The sequence below is a fragment of the Ruminococcus albus AD2013 genome, assembly GCF_000526775.1.
Taxonomy (GTDB): domain Bacteria; phylum Bacillota; class Clostridia; order Oscillospirales; family Ruminococcaceae; genus Hominimerdicola; species Hominimerdicola alba_A.
Genome location: NZ_JAGS01000001.1, coordinates 3506205 through 3522368, shown reverse-complemented (window position 1 = coordinate 3522368; position 16164 = coordinate 3506205). Strand labels below are relative to the sequence as shown.

Annotated in this window: 14 protein-coding genes; 6 read left to right on the top strand and 8 right to left on the bottom strand. The window is 45.4% G+C overall.

The window, feature by feature from the left end:
• Nucleotides 1-636: 636 nt before the first annotated feature.
• The 4 genes from N773_RS22305 to N773_RS0115905 all read left to right on the top strand — a co-directional run bounded on the left by N773_RS22305 (nt 637) and on the right by N773_RS0115905 (nt 3567).
• Nucleotides 637-1401, top strand: coding sequence for a plasmid mobilization relaxosome protein MobC (locus N773_RS22305; protein ID WP_024858721.1), 765 nt, complete (start codon nt 637-639; stop codon nt 1399-1401).
• On the top strand, nt 1305-2612 hold the full coding sequence (locus N773_RS0115915) for a relaxase/mobilization nuclease domain-containing protein (protein WP_155250910.1): 1308 nt from the start codon (nt 1305-1307) through the stop codon (nt 2610-2612). Before N773_RS22305 ends, N773_RS0115915 begins: the two co-directional genes overlap by 97 nt.
• 15 nt (nt 2613-2627) lie before the next feature.
• A complete protein-coding gene (locus tag N773_RS0115910; RefSeq protein ID WP_024858719.1) occupies nt 2628-3221 on the top strand; it encodes a recombinase family protein in 594 nt (197 codons plus the stop codon).
• Nucleotides 3222-3354: 133 nt separating this feature from the next.
• Nucleotides 3355-3567, top strand: coding sequence for a hypothetical protein (locus N773_RS0115905; protein ID WP_024858718.1), 213 nt, complete (start codon nt 3355-3357; stop codon nt 3565-3567).
• A 272-nt stretch (nt 3568-3839) separates the two neighbouring features.
• Here the strand turns inward: N773_RS0115905 and N773_RS0115900 are convergent, their stop codons facing one another.
• The 7 genes from N773_RS0115900 to N773_RS21400 all read right to left on the bottom strand — a co-directional run bounded on the left by N773_RS0115900 (nt 3840) and on the right by N773_RS21400 (nt 13018).
• Nucleotides 3840-7217: a DEAD/DEAH box helicase family protein gene (locus N773_RS0115900; RefSeq protein WP_024858717.1), complete on the bottom strand. Its 3378-nt coding sequence runs from the start codon at nt 7215-7217 to the stop codon at nt 3840-3842.
• Nucleotides 7204-8277: a restriction endonuclease subunit S gene (locus N773_RS0115895; RefSeq protein ID WP_024858716.1), complete on the bottom strand. Its 1074-nt coding sequence runs from the start codon at nt 8275-8277 to the stop codon at nt 7204-7206. The genes N773_RS0115900 and N773_RS0115895 overlap by 14 nt, the downstream gene beginning before the upstream one ends.
• 55 nt (nt 8278-8332) lie before the next feature.
• Complete coding sequence (gene xerA, locus N773_RS0115890) at nt 8333-9325, bottom strand: site-specific tyrosine recombinase/integron integrase (RefSeq protein WP_024858715.1); 993 nt, start codon at nt 9323-9325, stop codon at nt 8333-8335.
• A gap of 53 nt (nt 9326-9378) precedes the next feature.
• Entirely contained in the window at nt 9379-9912 is a 534-nt protein-coding gene (locus tag N773_RS0115885) for a DUF4365 domain-containing protein (protein WP_024858714.1), read from the bottom strand.
• Entirely contained in the window at nt 9905-11008 is a 1104-nt protein-coding gene (locus tag N773_RS20380) for a restriction endonuclease subunit S (protein WP_024858713.1), read from the bottom strand. Before N773_RS20380 ends, N773_RS0115885 begins: the two co-directional genes overlap by 8 nt.
• The gene (locus N773_RS0115875) at nt 11001-12536 is read right to left on the bottom strand and encodes a type I restriction-modification system subunit M (RefSeq protein ID WP_024858712.1); all 1536 of its coding nucleotides are present in this window, start codon (nt 12534-12536) and stop codon (nt 11001-11003) included. Before N773_RS0115875 ends, N773_RS20380 begins: the two co-directional genes overlap by 8 nt.
• Before the next feature lie 173 nt (nt 12537-12709).
• Nucleotides 12710-13018 (bottom strand): helix-turn-helix domain-containing protein, encoded by a 309-nt coding sequence (locus N773_RS21400; protein WP_002851766.1) that lies wholly within the window; start codon nt 13016-13018, stop codon nt 12710-12712.
• A 134-nt stretch (nt 13019-13152) separates the two neighbouring features.
• Here N773_RS21400 and N773_RS22665 point away from each other — a divergent pair, with 134 nt between their 5' ends.
• The gene (locus tag N773_RS22665) at nt 13153-13623 is read left to right on the top strand and encodes a hypothetical protein (RefSeq protein ID WP_024858711.1); all 471 of its coding nucleotides are present in this window, start codon (nt 13153-13155) and stop codon (nt 13621-13623) included.
• 86 nt (nt 13624-13709) lie between these two features.
• Here the strand turns inward: N773_RS22665 and N773_RS0115860 are convergent, their stop codons facing one another.
• Nucleotides 13710-13940 (bottom strand): DUF6809 family protein, encoded by a 231-nt coding sequence (locus N773_RS0115860; protein WP_024858710.1) that lies wholly within the window; start codon nt 13938-13940, stop codon nt 13710-13712.
• Between the two features lie 90 nt (nt 13941-14030).
• Between N773_RS0115860 and N773_RS0115855 the strand changes: the two genes are divergently transcribed.
• Nucleotides 14031-15947, top strand: a complete 1917-nt coding sequence (locus N773_RS0115855) for a helicase-related protein (RefSeq protein ID WP_278245375.1) — start codon at nt 14031-14033, stop codon at nt 15945-15947.
• The last annotated feature ends 217 nt before the right edge of the window (nt 15948-16164 follow it).

Here is a 16164-nt window from a genome sequence, read left to right as displayed (position 1 = left end):
ATACTCCTTCAAATTCCGATTTACACGAGCAAGCCGAGTGCTTACTCCTACCTCTAAATTATATCATACCTTCCCCAAAAAAGCAATCTCATTTTCGAGAAATCCGCCCTCCAAAATCACTGTCATCATCAACAGAAATCCCGTGTTGAAACTATGCAAGAGGGAGAATCGTCATGAATAAACTGTAAACTTTTCGGATAATCATGAGCATTTTCTCAAAAACGTCGGTAGTAAAGTAGAAGGGTATTTTCATGGGCGGTCAGGCAGGGCAAAAATTTGAATGTAACGATAAGCATATCGACATTCAAAATCGTCTCAGGGAGAGCCGAACGGAAGGTTTCACCAGACTGCCGCCCACCCAGCATCATAACTGCGCCGAACCCCAGTAAAATACTCTCAGAGCCGTGTGGATACAGAGAAAAGTCGCATAGCTCCAAATCACGCAGGAGCGTGAAAATAGCCGTGAAACGGCGAAATACAAGTGAGGGCGTGGAACGCCCGATCAATTTTCACAAGCACGGTATGTCGTATTACGATTATGGAAAATCGTAAACCACATACGGCTTGTCAGGGGAAAATTCCCCTAAGACCCCTGAGAGGTCGGCACAGCCGACCGAGATACAGAAAGGAGACACAATGTCAATATTCAAAAAATCGGGTGAGGGCTTCCTTGCAAAGCTGTTCAAGCATAAGCAGGTGGAGGAGCTTGCGGAGGAACTTGCCCACACCTATGCGGACGAAATGCAGGAAGATATGCTGTCCGATAATCTCGAAACAGATACCGCCGAGGACACCGCTGCCGAGCCTGTTCCAATGCTGGAAGTCACAGAAACAGGAGAGGTTGACTTCACAGAACCGCCCGAAACCACCGAGGGTGAATCACCACCGCAGGACACAGCCGACAGTACAGAGCCGAGCGAAGTCCGCAAGCACCTTATCACATTCCGAGTGAACGACATGGAGCTTGAAGCGATCAACCGCAGATATGCGGAAACATCGTTCAAAAGCAGGGGCGATTTTTGCAGATATTCTGCACTCACTGTCATGAATGTTGAGGAAGATACCGAGGACATCAAGCAGATAGCACGGTACATTTCGTCTATCTCCAATTCGTTCAATCAGGTAGCCCACCGTGTCAACAAAGGCGGCAAACTTTACGATGAAGATATTGCCGATATGAAAGAGAGGTTAGAGGAAGTTTGGCGATTACTCGTATCCATACGATCCACACGGGAACATACGGTGCAATTGCTTATATCTGCAACCCAGACAAAACCGCAGACGGCAAATATGTTGTTAGCAACTTGTGCGTATCTACTCCATGTGGAGCATCAGAACAGTTTAGGAACATCAGGCAGTCAGTCGGCACAGGACGAAGCCGAAGCGAGTGCCAGCACATAATTCAGAGCTTCGCCCCTGGTGAGGTAACTCCTGAACGGGCTTTGCTTATCGGGCAGGAGCTTTGCAAGGCGCTTTTCAATGACGAGTATCAGTATGTTTTAGCTGTCCATGTAGACCATGAACATATCCATAATCATGTGATAGTAAACAACGTGAATTTCTACACGGGCAAGACTTTTGAAACCGAGCATAATCAGGGGAAAATTCCCGACCGAGCGTGGAGTAAACTTCGCACGATTTCCGACGAACTATGCAGAAAGCACGGACTTTCTATCATCGAAAATCCGCATCTTTCAAAGGGTAAAAGCCATTGGGAGTGGGAGCTTGACCAACAGAATTTGTCGTGGAAAGAACAGCTTAAACGAGCCATTGACGAGGTTATCAAGGTCAGCGAGGACTTTGAGGATTTCCTTGCGAAATGTGCGGATTTTGGTATTCTTGTTGACTACAATCCCGACCACAAAATTGACCTGAAATTTATGCTTGCGGAGCAAAAGGAACGCAATCCGAGGGCGAAATTTACAAGAGCGAAAACGCTGGGTTACTTCTACGAGAGCCAGCAAATCAGAAAGCGTATCGAGAGTTACAAGTACCAAATGTCGCACCGCCCGACAGCGAGAATTATTCGCACCACAACCGAGAAATTTCAGCAGTCTCAGGGCTTGCAGAATTGGGCAGACCGTGAGAATATGAAAGCGGCGAGCAAGGCGCTGAATGAAATGACAGCGAGCAACTCCACCCTTGAAGAATTGGAGAGTGCAGCTCACAGGGCGCTTGCTGAATTTATGGTCATGTCAACACCACAAATCGAATTGAGCGCCCGTATTCACAAAATGGAGGAGCAGATTCCTGCAATCGAGAAGTATCATGAATTTGTGGCTTATCACAAGAAATATGCTTCTCTGGAGGGCAAGGCGAAAACCAAGTACAAGAGCGATTTCTGCTATGAACTTGACGAGTACCACAAGGCTTACAAGAAGCTGATCGAGCTGTTTCCCGACGCTCATATACCGAAACTCAGCAAGCTGAAAACGGAGCTTGAAAAAGCCCGAACAGATTACGCTCAACAGAGTGCAGAACGTAAAGCCCTAAAAAAAGAAGCGGACAGGCTTTCAAGACTTGCGCAGCAGAAGCGTGACAATCAGAGAACGCTTGCCCGATATATGGAAAACGAACAAGCTGCCAAGAGAAAGAAAAGTCAGCTTGAATAAAGAGAGGAAGATTTTATGAGTAGAATAGGTTATATCCGTGTTTCCACGGAGCATCAGGAGACAGCGAGACAGCAGGAGATCATGTGCGACTATCAGGTTGACCGCATTTTCTCCGAGAAGATTTCGGGAGCGAACAAAGACCGTCCTCAGCTTAAAGCTATGCTGGACTATGTGCGTGAGGGAGATACTCTCTACATCGAAAGTATCAGCCGTTTAGGACGCTCCACGAAAGACTTACTGAACATCATCGACACCCTCACTGAAAAAGGGGTAACACTCGTCAGCCATAAGGAGAGCATCGACACCGATACTCCGTCAGGAAAGTTTATGCTCACCGTGTTCGCAGCACTCTCTCAGTTGGAGCGTGAGCAGCTCAAACAGCGACAGCGTGAGGGCATCGAGATTGCTAAGGCTCAGGGCAAGTACACCGGGCGAAAGCCGATTGAGATCGACTGGACGAGGTTCGGTCAGCTTTATGGGGAATGGAAGTCCAAGAGCATCACAGGGCGTGACTTTATGCGGAGAATGGGCTTGTCGGCAAACACTTTTTACCGCCGTGTCAGGGAGTATGAAGCGGAACACGGGATCGCAGAGCCTGTTTCTGCATGAGCATATTGCACCGAGGATTTTTATAATATTGCTGCGCCCTGCACAATTATTATTACAATTACTCCGCAGGGCTGGACTCCTGTCTTGTCATGGGATATAATGTATTTACAAAAAACACAGGAGGGATACAGCTATGTTAAAGATACCCGAATTGGCTATGCCGAGATCACGCAAGGTCACTACTGTCTGCAATGGTAAGCGTGAGGTCTGGACCGACTACGAAGAAGCAAAGGCATATTTCCTCGAAATGATGATGACCGCCGAGGGTGAGGAGCGTGACCGAGCAGAGTGTGTATACATTCAGCTACTTCACGGACTTGACGAGTGCAGCGATGAGGACGAGTAATCAGCGTAAGGGCTTTGCAGTAATGCAGAGCCTTTTGCTATGCTCAGACGAACGGAAATGCCCCTCAGAGCCGTCCGAGCCTGCGGAGCGGAAAACTAACCGCCTGAAAAGAAAAGACCTGAGAAGTGCTTGTGTGAGCAAATCTCAGGCCTTTGTGAGTTATTCAGTTCCAAAAGGGTATGCTGTCATTGTGGCGCGCGCCATAATGCTGATTTGAACCTCAGCGGAACGGAAAGTGAGTGTGTCATTAGACTTTGGGCTATTGGCGCATCTTATGCCACTACTTGCAGGGCATTGTTCTTGATACTCTCAATTGTTTGCAGGATAGCATTTCTCGTCTTTGCATCAAACATCTTGATAAAGCTGTACGGCTTATCAAACGGCGGTTTCATCAGTATTTTTATATCCTCGATATAGCCGTTGTTCTCAATATGATTGATGATCTTCAGGATAAACTCGATCTGCCTTTGGTTGAGTGAGCTATCGTTGATAAATACTGAAAATGCGGACATAGCACTCTCATGGTCGAGCTTTGCGATCTTGCGGATCAGCAGACCAAAAGGTGTATCACCGTACTCACGTTTGTAGTCATCACTGTCTCCGAGTTCCTGCGTGAGTATTCTTTCAAGTTCAGCATAGTCCTCTTTGGTAAGAGGAAGATTATGATTCAGCTTATAAATAACTGCATCGTTCTTATGCTCCTCAACATAGCGGTTGACCTTTTTGCGATAGTCCTCAAAATCATAGGCGGCACCGAGAGCGTCACCTTCTTTGCTTTCAAGCACAGGATCATCGAGCCTTGTGAATATCTTTGGCTTTTTTCCTCCGCCACCGTCAACAAGAAACTGCATCAGGTCACGAAGCTCCTGCCGTACTTTTTCCATCGTCAGAATACTGATATTCTCCCAAAATGTATCTGTCTGAATATCCTTGATCAGCGTGAGTTTCTGCTTAACTTGCGGTATTGTCGCTTTTCGCTCCAACAATTCAGCGGTCAGGCAGAGCTGATTTCTCAGGTAGTTCATTGTCGGCAGCTTGTCGATATTGGCAAGCATCATTCCGTACATGAAGTTATCAAAACGCTTTGCGTATTCGTCCGTGTCGTTCGTGGTGATAAGCGGAGCGATATGCTTTTGAAGTTCCAGTATATCCATATCGGACAGAGATACCCATTTTTCGGGCTTCTTGAATTTCTCAACATATTCTGTTTTGAGTCTTACCGATACAAGGTCATAGGACAGAGCGCACACTCCGCCTTGACAGGTATCTACCAACTGCTTTCGGAAATCCTGATAGGCATCATCGGAGAAACTGCTGTCCTGCAATGCAAATACCAACCGCACCTGCTTACAGAAGATATTTTCGGTCAGGGATTTTGTTTCGCCCGTTTCATAGCCGTTTTGGTGTTCTCTGAAATACTCGAAATTACCGCAGTAATCGAATATCAGGAAACGGCACTTGCCCTCATATTCGCCGTCTATGCCGTCAATGCAGGCGAGGTCTTTGCAAAGTCTTGTACCTCTGCCTATCATCTGCCAGAATTTCGTTTTTGAGCGTACCTTCTTGAAAAATACAAGGTTGACACATTCGGGAACATCAATACCCGTGTCCATCATATCGACCGAAACAGCAATAATGGGCATTTTATCGGGTATCTTGAAATCGTCGATGATTGTCTGGGCATAGCTGTCATCACAGGTGACACGCTGGGCGAATGTGCCGTTATATTTCGGATAGAGCTTGTTAAAACGCTGTACGATGAACTCAGCGTGTTCCTTGTTCTGAGCGAAAATGATCGTCTTGCCGAGCCTGTCACCGCCGTGAACTTTGATACCACGCTCCATCAGGTCTTGCAGGACGGTATCTACCGTTGTTTCGTTAAACACGAACTTGTTGAGCTGTGCCGATGGGATAAAGTCAGGGACATAGCCGTCCTCAGCAAAATCGTCCTCATAGCGTTCCTTATCCTCATCGGAGAGATCATCATAGGTGATACCTTCCTCAAGGAATTTCGTCTTGACCTCATAGTTATAGTACGGCACAAGCACATGATCTGTATAGACCGCCGTTTCGTAATCGTAGGCATAGGTCGGCACACCGTTCTCGACCTCAAAGAAATCATAGGTGTTGCGGTCAACATCGGTTTTAGGTGTAGCGGTCAGACCAACCATGATCGCATCGAAATACTCAAAGATCGCACGATATTTCTTGAAAATGCTTCTGTGGCTCTCGTCAGTGATGATAAGGTCAAAGTGTGCAGGAGAGAACAGCGGTACGCCGTCCTTTGTTTTTGTGCTGTCGATCGCATTCAGTATCGTAGGATATGTAGAGAACACGATACGGGCATTTCTATCGTCCTTGTTACTGCACAGATTGCACAGTGACATATCGGGCAGATAGTTCTTGAAATCGTCCTTTGCCTGCTTGACGAGTGCTGTTCTGTCAGCAAGGAACAGGATATTTGTGATATATCCGCCACGGCTCAGAACATCGGTCAGACTTGAAGCCGTCCTCGTTTTGCCTGTACCCGTAGCCATGACCAGCAGAGCCTTGCGAAAGCCCTCATCTATATGTTCACATACCGCACGGATCGCTTCTTTCTGATAATAGCGGTCTGTGATCCTGTCATCTATGGGAATTGTTGACAGCTTCTTGCGTGTTTCACGGCGGTTCATCAGCTTTTCAAGATCGGACTTTGTGAAGAAACCGCTGACCTTCCGCTGCGGAGAGGACAGATCGTCCCAGAAGTATGTTTCAAAGCCGTTTGAGGTGAACATCATCGGTCTGCGCCCGAATTTACGCTCTAAGCAGTCCGCATAGAGAACTGCCTGTTTTCTGCCGATATTTGGGTCTTTGCTTGTCCGCTTTGCTTCAATGACAGCAAGGGGCAGACCGTCACGCCCAAACAGTACATAATCGCAGTAACCTTTCTGTCCGAGGACACCGTTCATATCGGTGACTTCATATTCTTCCCACACATCGGCATCAGTACCGCCGAACTTCCAGCCCACCCATTTCAGGTCTACATCAATGTATATTTTTCGTGTCTTAAACTCTGAGAGGTCAGTAGGGGCAAAGGTACGGCTTTCCTGTTTTTCTTCTTTTTCGGCGGTAAGCGTAGCCGACATTTCGGCAATTTTCGCCTGCAAAGCCTTGATCTCGCTGTCCTTCTGCTCGATAAGAGACTCCTGCTCTTTGATCTTTTTGGTGTCGATCACGACCTTTTCCGTCGGTATGAGGGCAGGATCAAAGTGCCGTTCCACATAGTCCGAGCCATAGCAATAGTCCACCCATTCGATGAACTCAAACAGGCTTTCAAGTGCAAGCAGAGCGTCAGCCTTATTGACCGCCCTCTCTGTATGCACAGAGAGATTGCCGAGCCTGATAATAAACGGCAGTTTACCCCAAGTCTGGCTGTCAAGGGCGAAGCGGAATGACGGCTCATGGATCAGCGATTGCAGATTGTCCTTATAGGGCATACTGATCGTGTTATCGGCAGAATACACCCATTTCACGGCGAGTTCCAAAGCCTTGCGGCAGCCCACCGCACACATAGCAGGAGAGGTTGCATAGACCTTTTCGGCTTCAACGGCAGCTCCCGAAAAGAGAGCGTAATCGGCTATATTGCTTAAAAATTCAAAATTGGTCATTAAGTCTCACTCTCCTTATGATTTTCTTTATATTGATAGCGATAAATTTCGATTTGTCGGTCTGCTCTACAAAGGCGGCGAATTGCTCTTGTAGTTCCAAATCAGCAACAGGTATCAATAAATCTGATATATTCTTTAGGCTTAAATTCGCCTTATCACCGCCAACTTTCATGAAGTCATAGGCTCTTAATGCTTCATCAGAATTAAGAAATGTTAGTAAGAAAGATGTATTTAGTACATTAGGCTTTAATCTAACAAGTGCAACAGCTTGGTTAATATTTGCAAGTTCATCGCTATCATATACTGCTACACGACCGATTGAAGCGTTTACGATGTTAATCAATATATCGTTTCGCTTTAGAACAGAACGAGGTAATATTTTGTTGATATCATTTGGCAGATATTTCTTTTTGGTAAAATCCAAATATCCCTCACGAACATTCTCACTTGTAACAAATAAAGTTCCTTCCTCAGCATAATCTATTCCTTGCCATTTGGGTGAAGCACCTTTGGTAATCAGATCAGCGTACTCTTCAAGTTTACGTCTTTCAGTGATACCGCCAAACATCTCCACAAACCGTGACTTGACAAGTACATCAAGTTTTTGCAAGATACCGCTACATAGCTCAATCAGCCTATCAATTTTGCGTAAATTATCGGCTATTTTGCGCTGTTCCTCTATCGTTAGAAGTGGCAGTTTCTCTTTTTGGTAGTCCTTAAAGTAGATATGGGGAATGGTAGCGCCTGAAAAATACTTAGCAAGGTTCATATATGTAACCGCATAGTATAGATATTCCACGCAAACATCATCATTTGGAATAAGATACTGCATCGTGCCAATAATAGAGGTTTTTTCAGGCAGGAGCATTGTTCTTCCTATTCCTGCACCGTCCTTAACCACAGCAATATAGGGCTTATCCTGATGATAAAAGTCAACATCTTTGATATACCCACTTGCGCCGTAGATACCATAAGAGCCATTATTCTGCTCTATGTCCTTTTGTGCTATACTTGAACTGCCCTTAGTGCAGACCTCTCCGAGTGTCACATACTTCTTCATGCTGCCACCTCCTCAGAGGTCAACAGCAACCGCCCGACAGACCGTGATTTGAAATCTATCCGATATATTTTCGGTGACTTAGCTTCACATTGTTCTGATCGACCATAGCATACTGCATCGTGGTGTCGATTTTACTATGACCGAGGAGTTTCTGCACTTGTTCTATGGGCATTCCCTTGTCAATAGCCCTTGTAGCGAGGGTGCGCCTGAACTTGTGAGGGTGAACCTTTGTAATGCCGAGTTTTCGCCCCAATTCCCGAAGCCTGATCTCCACACCGCTGATTTTAAGGCGGCAATGCGGTTTCAGGAGTGACACGAACAAGGCAGGATCATCGTCCGTTCTCGAATCAAGATAGTTTTTCAGGTGTATCTTAGTCCGAGCATCGAAATAAACAGGACGCTCCTTGCTGCCTTTACCGAAAACAATGCACTCTCGGCTCTCAAAATCAACATCGCCTCTGTTCAGCCCGACAAGCTCACCGACACGCATTCCTGTTGAAGCAAGCATATCAATAATAGCGAGATCACGCAGATTTTCACAGTTATCACGCATACGCTCCAACGCTTCATCGGTATAGGTTTCCTTGACAGTCTTAGCCGACTTTATCTTGTGTATCCGCCGAACGGGACTTTTCAGGATATAGTCCTCGTCCTCAAGCCATGAAAAGAAGCTCGACAGGATACGGCGGATATTGTCGATATTGCCCTTACTGCAAGCATTATCTTTCTGATACTCCGCAAGATACTCCCTCAGATCGTCAGTCGTAATATGCGTGATATGCTTGTCGGTGTCGGAAAGCATCTTGTTGATAGTGGATTGATAGTATTTCAGCGTTTTTTCGCTGCACCCCTCAATCCTCTTAGCGTTTATAAAAGCGGTCAGCAGCTCTCCGTTACCCAATTCGGGCGTATCTGCTTTATCGCTGTTTTCCGTGATTTCCACATTCCACAGGTTACGCTCTAATACCTTTTGAAGCTGTAAAAGCTGGGCATTATCGAGGTAAGGGAGCATTTCCTGTGTAATGTTAAGTATAATTTGTTCTTTCATTTGGTACACCTCATTTGATTTTAGTGTACCAACGTCCTGCTCCGACATAAGTCTTATTCAGCTTTATGCAATCCTTCGCCCGGACCACCAACATAGCGACTCTTTGCTATTTCTTGAAGATTTTCATCGTCATTTGTCACCTTATTATCTGTTGGTATTCGTATTGTTATGTTTTCCTGAGTAGATGATAATTTGGGAAAATATGAAGGATTTGCTATAAAAAATTCTTGAATTGGTAAGTAATAAATCGTTTCATCTGCTAAATTAACTAATAATACGACATAAGAGTTTGCTCTGGACAAAGCGTAATTAAGGGTGCTACGTTTAAGCTCTAAAGAGATATAATCCCCAGAAACGTTAAACTTTGGTTTTGTACGTCCTTTGACCTGGCATTCAATGATATTTCCTGTCCATTCGTCATTTTCAGTTAATTCCAAGCAGCAATCTATACCGACATCAACACCAGTATAGTCTCTATACTCCCAATGATCTGCATTGAACTTGTAATGAACAATGCCTTTCGCTCTTGAACCGGATGCTCTATTATCATCATCTATCGGATAGTTTTGTGCCATAATATCACCCAAAATACTCCTGCATCAGTGCCTTTTTCAGCGTTTCAGCCCTTTCAAGCACCTGCTTGACTGCCAATTTCGATTTGTCGGTCTGCTCTACAAAGGCGGCGAATTGCTCTTGTAAGGCAATAGGTGGTAATCTAAATTTTAATCCCTTAATTATGGTTAGATTGAGTCCGTCCATAATAGCACCCTTAGAATTCAATGATAGCTGAGATAATAATTCTGGATGGATTTGAATAGCTTTAGCAATAAAAGTTGAATTTGCTAAATTTCTATCGAGTGTTAGGCAAGCTAAATGCTTTGTGTTTATAGCAAGAGGAATGTCTATTGGAATGACAGCAGATCTACCTACTGTTCCCATAATGGTAATGATAACATCAAGAGGTTTTACAGTGTATCTTTTTAGTTGCTGATATTTTGCTTCTGTGATATACCTCATTCTGTTATATGAAAACTCATTCTCTACGGCATTGTCAATGCCGAGAACAAATACGCCACTATCTACAAACTCATCATGATGCAATGCGCTTCCAAACGGTCCTGTTCTCATATCCGTGCATATATCCTGAATATGTACATATTTCCAATCGTTTGTTCCACAAAACATCTCCACAAACCGTGATTTGACAAGCAGATCAAGCTTTTCAAGGATAGCGTTGCAGAGGTCTATTGTGTGGGTTACTTTGTCGAGGTTAGAGACTATTATGTGTTGAACACTTGTATCCTCGGTATATTCAAAAGTAAAACTACCTATATCACTTTTTTTGATATTAGGCATACAAGCTCCTGAGCGAAGTTTCATTATTCTATCTTGTTGGCTTTTCAAGGCATAATATAGATACTTCACTTCACACCTTAAATCATAAAGATAGTAACAATGCGCACCACACCAAAATGGGGCTGGCATATAATTCACATATCCACATGAATTACCACCTTCACTTATTGTAATAGTGCCGCCTGATACATTGAAATCACTCCATTTACCAGAGGGGTTTATACCTCCATTTAGATAATCATATTCACCATTATCAATAAGTTCATCACCATTGATTTGACTGCCTTTAGAAAAGCAACAAATATCTTTTAATTGGATTTTACTCATTCAGCAATCCTCCCAACTCCGACAGCACACCGCCAAGCTCTTTGTAAAGCCCGTCAAGGTCTGCCATGATCTCGCTTGTCGGAGGATATTCCACCGCCACATATTCGGTTTTCTTGTACTTGTTGATAGACAGGTCATAGTCGTTGTCCACGATCTCCAGCTTTGGCACAAAAAAGCTCTGCTCTGTGCGCTCCCTGTCACGCTCACCGTCAGGGTTGTGGAATCGGGCGATAATATCGGGAATATCGTTTTCAGCTATCTCCGAGCGCTTGTCATCAAGGGAGAAACCGTCCGCCCTCATATCATAGAACCACACGTTATCCGTGCCGCCTGCATCGGTCTTGACGAACACCAGCACCGCCGTGGAAACGCCTGCATAGGGCTTGAAAACACCGCTGGGCATGGAAATAACGGCTTTGAGCTGATGATTTTCGATCAGTTCCTTGCGGATAGACTTGTGCGCCTTGCTCGAACCAAACAGCACACCGTCAGGCACGATACAAGCACATCTGCCGCCCTTTTGCAGCAGACGCAGGAACAGTGCAAGGAACAGCAGTTCCGTCTTTTTCGTGTTTGTGACAGCTTTCAGGTTGTCGTTGATACTCTCCGCATCAACAGAACCCTTGAACGGCGGATTTGCAAGGCAGACGGTGTATTTGCCGCTGACGCTGTTCTGCTTTGAAACGCTGTCCTTATAGTCAATATCGGGATTGGTGATAGAATGGAGCATCAGGTTCATAGCCGAGATACGGAGCATCGTCTGGTCAGTATCATAGCCCGTAAAGGTCTTTGTAGCAAAGTCAGCCCATTGCTCATCGGTCATGGTATCCTCATAATGCTTACGGATATATTCGGCTGCGGAAACGAGAAATCCGGCTGTACCGCAGGCAGGATCGCATATCACATCGTCGGGAGTGGGTGCAACCAGCTCCACCATCATCTCACGGATATGTTTCGGAGTACGGAACTGTCCGTTTTGACCTGCCGTAGAGAGCTTACCGAGCATATACTCATACAGATCACCCTGCATATCGAGGTCAGCTATATCATGCTCATAAAGATCGTCAAGCCCCGTGATGATTTTCTGCAACACCTGCGGATTAGGGATAACGAACACGGCACTATCCATGTATCGAGTGAAAGCTGTCTGTTCCTGTTCACCGTCCTCACGGTCTGGAATTTCTATCAGCTCACCCTTATCGTCAAAATCAGGGAGCTTGCCATACTTCATTTTCTTTACCGCAGGAAAGGCATATTTCGAGATAATACTGAAAATATCACGAGCGTCCTTATCCTTGAACTTGCTCCAACGCATAGCCTGTCCGATCTCCGACTGAGGAAAGATCAGATCGGCAGTATCGCCCGTCATATTGGCAAATTCTTCGTTTTCAAGCTCTTTTTCATCGAGGGAGCGTATAAACATCAGATAAGTGAGCTGTTCAATGACCGTCAACGGATTGGTGATACCGCCAGCCCATATATCAGTCCATATTTTATCTATCTTATTCTTAATGACACCGGTAATCATTGTAAACCTCCAACTACCTCACATAACGCAAGGTATTATCCATTATATTATAGCACAATCTGCACAAATAGTCAATGATTCGACGGGCGTTTTTCTAAATATTTCACCGAGGACTTATAAGTCCAGTATGGGCAAAAAAATAAGGCTACTGCATCTTTTACAGTAGCCATCGCTTATTTATTCAGAACATCGCTCATATTCAGCAGAGCATCTGCTTTTTCATCAGACAGCCTGCGGAAATTCTCAATCAAGTGCCGTTCTTTCTCCGTAAGATAGGTGCATTCCGTATCATCATTGAACATCTCCGCAAGTGAAGAACCGAGAGCGACTGCCAGACGATTCAGCGTTTCAATGGTGGGCTGCCGTGTGCCTTCTTCAATGCCCTTGATATGGTGTCCCGACACTCCTGTGAGCTGTGTAAGGCGGTACATAGACATTTTCTTATCTTCCCTAAGTTTGTGCAGTTTCTTGCCGACTTCCATAAAACCGCCCCTTTCTTATTGGTTACTATTATTATATACCTTATCGGACAATAAAATAATATCCGTGTGGGCTTGAATATATGGACATTTAGGTGTATAATATATGGTAACAAAAGTGAATAGGAGCAGTTGCTATGAATATTTACACAGTTTGCTTTTTTGGGCATGGATACATAGAGCGTGGAACGGAGATAGAAAACCGCCTTGACAAGCTCCTTCATGACCTGATAACGCAGAAGGAGTATGTTGACTTCATGATCGGACGGGACGGCGATTTTGACCTGCTTGCTTCTGCTGCCATTAAGCGAGCTATCCGCAATTACGGTTACGGCAATACCCATTTTACACTCGTCCTGCCATACATGAAAGCAGAGTACCGTGACAACGAAAAGGAGTACCTTGACTATTACGATGAAGTCGAGGTGTGTGCTGAATCGTCCATAGCACACCCCAAGTCCGCTATCCAAGTCCGCAACCGCAGTATGATCGACAGAGCAGACCTTGTGGTATGCTGTATACAGCATAAAAGCGGAGGAGCTTATGCCACGATACGCTATGCGGAGAAACAGGGCAAGAAGATAGTGAACCTTGCAAACGAAAACTGAATAAGCATCTGAAAAGAAAAAATCAGGGCTATGCCTTCCGTACACGGTCACGGAGGACATAGCCCTTTCCTTATGCTGTAAATGTATCAGTCCTGAATCTCCTGCATCATAGTCGCACCGTCCTTGAAACCGACCTTGTAGGCAGCTCTCATTTCAGCGGCAGCAGTCTCGCTCACACAGTCCAGAATCTTGTGAAACACATCAATCTGCTCCTCACTCAGCGAATCTTCAAAGGGGATACAGAGCTTATTAAACTCATCGGAGAACTCAGCGGAGTGAATATCGCCCTGTCTGTAATTGTACATCGCATCAATCATTTGTATCTGTCCTTTCGGTTTTATTGCTGTAAAACCAACCGTCCAACATTACCAAATAATCGTTGCTAAGGTGTTGCTTACGGCACACCGCTGAGCAACTCGATAACGGAGCTGCACACGATGATGCGTTATCTCGAATACGACTTTCTGAAGGAACACGGTCTGCATCACTTCGACAACTGGGTTTCCGTATTCGGCGAGCAGAAAACGGAATGGGAGCTGAAACCTGCGGGCAATGGCTTCAAGGAACGTACACGCATTGCGAACTACACAGGTCTGCCAGAGCTCATGTCGATGTTCAAGCAGATCGCTGATATACGCACTGCTGACACACTTAAACTTGATGTTCCGGAGTGTGAATATCATGTAGTCAACGTGGAAGCTACTCCTTTCCAGCAGAAACTTGTACAGGAGCTTTCGGACAGAGCCGATGAGATAAATGCCGGCAACGTTGATCCGAGCCGGGACAACATGCTGAAGATCACGTCGGACGGACGCAAACTCGGACTCGACCCGCGCCTTATCGACCCGTCGTTTGAAGACGACCCTTCCACAAAGCTTAACCGCTGTGTGGAAAACGTGGCACGCATACATGCCGAAACGGCTGCGGACAGGCTTACACAGATAGTTTTCTGTGATCTCGGCGTACCGCATAAAAACACCGCCGAAACAGAAATCGCCGGCGAAGATACCGACGATGCAAACGATAATAAGTCAATGGCGGAAATTGATTCACTGGAAGAAGAATGCGACTTCTGCGTGTACGACGACATACGTGACAAGCTGATCGCACGTGGCATTCCGGCAGACGAAATTGCCTACATACACGATGCGAAGAACGAGAAGCAGAAATCCGAGCTTTTCGAGAAAGTACGCAATGGTGACATCCGCATCCTGCTTGGCTCAACCGCCAAGATGGGAACCGGTACGAACGTCCAGAAAAAGCTGATCGCTGTCCACGATATCGACATACCGTGGCGTCCGGCGGATCTGCAGCAACGCGCCGGACGTATTATCAGACAGGGCAACGAAAACAAGAATGTTCAGATATTCAGGTACGTTACCAAGGGTACGTTTGATGCGTACAGTTTTCAGACTCTTGAAAACAAGCAGCGGTTTATCAGTCAGATCATGACTTCAAAAACTCCAGCCCGCAAGTGCGAGGACGTTGACCAGCAGGCTCTGACTTATTCAGAAATCAAAGCTCTCTGTACAGGTGACGAACGTATCAAGGAAAAGCTGATGCTCGACAATGATGTAAAGGAACTGAAAGTCCTTGCCGCCGAATACCGCAACACGGTGTACGAGATGGAAGACAAGATAAAGGCTTTTCCTGAAAAAGAGGAGAAAATAACCGCTCTGCTTGACGGACTTCACACCGACCGTGAAGCTCTTAGAAAGCTTACGTTCGATCCCGAGACGAAGCGACCAGTATTCAGAATTACTATCGGTGACAAGGAATACACGGATAAAAAGGAAGCTGCAAAGGCTTTCGAGGGTGCTGCACTTTCTGTAAAGTACGCCGACACACCAGTTAAGATCGGTAGCTTTCAGGGCTTCGACCTGTCGGTTACGATACACAGTGAAATGATGGGCGGAGGCATGTCTGCCACGATAAACGGTGCCACCGTTCACAGCACGAAGCTTATTGAAAGCTTTGCCCATAACCTCAACCGCCTTGAATCGGCACTGTACAATATTGACGGCAGGATAGCAAGTGTAAAAGACAACCTTGCACAGCTGAGGATCGACTATTCCGAAGCTCAGAAGATCGCCTCAGAACCGTTTCCACATGCGGAAGAACTGGAAACGAAGGAAGACAGGCTGAGAACGCTTACGGAGGAACTGAACCAAGAAGCGATCGAAGCGAAAAAGAACGCACCGAAACGTGAGAAGACCTGTTACTTTGAAAGGGCGAAGCTGAAACGTGATGCTATGAGGATAGCGAAGAAGCCGAAGCAGAGTAAAAGCAAGGAGCAGGATAAGACAAAGGCGGGGTTGGAGTGATTAACTTTATCCCTGTAATAAAGCCAAAATTATTGATGTACAATAACTATTTATGAATACTGATAATAAGCTCTATCTATTTTAAAGGATGGAGCTTTTATCTTATCAAGCAGTATATTACATTAAGAATAAATCCAAATTGAAGAACAGATTAACTGATAGTTTTTGAAATTTATACTTTCGCTTGATTTTTTGGTAAAATAATGTTATAATCTAA

Bases quoted from the DNA above. Each gene is read 5' to 3' on its own strand.
- N773_RS0115860 (WP_024858710.1), bottom strand. From the start codon at position 13,940: ATGATTGATGCGATGTACAATTACAGACAGGGCGATATTCACTCCGCT.
- N773_RS0115905 (WP_024858718.1), top strand. From the start codon at position 3,355: ATGTTAAAGATACCCGAATTGGCTATGCCGAGATCACGCAAGGTCACT.
- N773_RS20380 (WP_024858713.1), bottom strand. From the start codon at position 11,008: ATGAGTAAAATCCAATTAAAAGATATTTGTTGCTTTTCTAAAGGCAGT.
- N773_RS22305 (WP_024858721.1), top strand. From the start codon at position 637: ATGTCAATATTCAAAAAATCGGGTGAGGGCTTCCTTGCAAAGCTGTTC.
- N773_RS0115875 (WP_024858712.1), bottom strand. From the start codon at position 12,536: ATGATTACCGGTGTCATTAAGAATAAGATAGATAAAATATGGACTGAT.
- N773_RS0115900 (WP_024858717.1), bottom strand. From the start codon at position 7,217: ATGACCAATTTTGAATTTTTAAGCAATATAGCCGATTACGCTCTCTTT.
- xerA (WP_024858715.1), bottom strand. From the start codon at position 9,325: ATGAAAGAACAAATTATACTTAACATTACACAGGAAATGCTCCCTTAC.
- N773_RS22665 (WP_024858711.1), top strand. From the start codon at position 13,153: ATGAATATTTACACAGTTTGCTTTTTTGGGCATGGATACATAGAGCGT.
- N773_RS0115895 (WP_024858716.1), bottom strand. From the start codon at position 8,277: ATGAAGAAGTATGTGACACTCGGAGAGGTCTGCACTAAGGGCAGTTCA.
- N773_RS0115910 (WP_024858719.1), top strand. From the start codon at position 2,628: ATGAGTAGAATAGGTTATATCCGTGTTTCCACGGAGCATCAGGAGACA.
- N773_RS21400 (WP_002851766.1), bottom strand. From the start codon at position 13,018: ATGGAAGTCGGCAAGAAACTGCACAAACTTAGGGAAGATAAGAAAATG.